The organism is Phocaeicola sp. RTP21198st1_B8_RTP21198_201120 (assembly GCF_040929485.1).
Classification (GTDB): domain Bacteria; phylum Bacteroidota; class Bacteroidia; order Bacteroidales; family Bacteroidaceae; genus Phocaeicola; species Phocaeicola dorei.
Map to the genome: position 1 here is coordinate 1 of NZ_JBCOCI010000567.1, position 1,027 is coordinate 1,027.

Genomic DNA, 1,027 nt, shown 5'->3' on the forward strand with positions numbered 1-1,027 from the left:
CGCACATACTCACCATGCCATACAATCTGCATGGAGTCTATTTCGCTGAACCGCACTCTGAAGGTAGTCCGGTTGGTCAAAGTTGCAACCTGTTGATTCGTTTTCCGTTTCATTCTTTTTTTATAAATATTTTCATCCTGCATTCAGCTATCAGCTTGTCTTCCACTTTCACTTGTGCAGAAATCAATGTAATGTCGAATACCTCCTGTACAACGGTAATCTCCGTAAATAGTTTCATCCCGATCTTTGGCAAATCGTAGATTTTAAGTTTGTCTACCGAGCCGATAAATCCTAACGGTACTTTTTCACCCTGCCGGGTATAAAGAAATCCGATACGTGCTGCTGCCGATTGAGCGATATGTTCAATAATTCCCGCCTCTTGCAGTTTTCTGGTTTCGCAGAAAATATTATCAGCAGTAACAGTCAGTCCGGAATAAGAATGATTCTCTTCGATACCAAAGAAACTGTCCACCATCACGATGGGCGGACGCTGTGGAATCAAATTGAGTATTCCTTCTCCTTGTATGATAACTTCCCTGTTGTTCATTTCAATCTGCATTGTACAATGCTGTGTCCCATTCCTAAATGGTCATCTATCTTTTCGACTTCCAATCCCGCTGCTTTGATGCACCGTTCCATATCATCCGAATGATACATTTTGCTGTTACCATTTGCCATGGCTGTGAAATAAAGACTGATTTGTGTCAGGCAATAAGCGGCTGTGTCAAACTTTTGCCGGTTCCAGAAAGTTTCCATGATATAGAGGCGGCTCTCCCGGCTCATAGAGCGGGCTGCACGGGTCAGTATGCTGGTTACTTCTTCTTCCGAGAAACAATCAAGGAACTGGCTCATCCAGATAGCATCGAACCCTGTCGGGAAAGGAACTTCGGGATCGAGCAGATTGGCGCCATACCCGTGGATACGCATTGCTCCGGGCAGTTCTTTAGTTTGTTGACGCATCATCTCCAATTGTTGCGGAAGATCCATTATAGTTACTTCCACCGCGTCGTCATAGCTTACGCACTTG

Annotated in this window: 2 protein-coding genes and 1 pseudogene; all 3 read right to left on the bottom strand. The window is 44.5% G+C overall.

Going from position 1 to position 1,027, the window contains the following annotated elements; all coding sequences use genetic code 11:
• Positions 1 to 113 (bottom strand): annotated as a pseudogene (locus AB5935_RS28145) (acyl-CoA thioesterase); the annotation flags it as partial.
• Positions 110 to 547 carry a hypothetical protein gene (locus AB5935_RS28150; RefSeq protein WP_004324734.1) on the bottom strand — a complete coding sequence of 146 codons (438 nt, stop codon included), beginning with the start codon at positions 545 to 547 and terminating at the stop codon, positions 110 to 112. The gene AB5935_RS28150 and the pseudogene AB5935_RS28145, both read right to left, overlap by 4 nt.
• A partial coding sequence (locus AB5935_RS28155; protein WP_368328123.1) for a methyltransferase occupies positions 544 to 1,027 on the bottom strand: 484 nt, incomplete at its 5' end. The genes AB5935_RS28150 and AB5935_RS28155, both read right to left, overlap by 4 nt.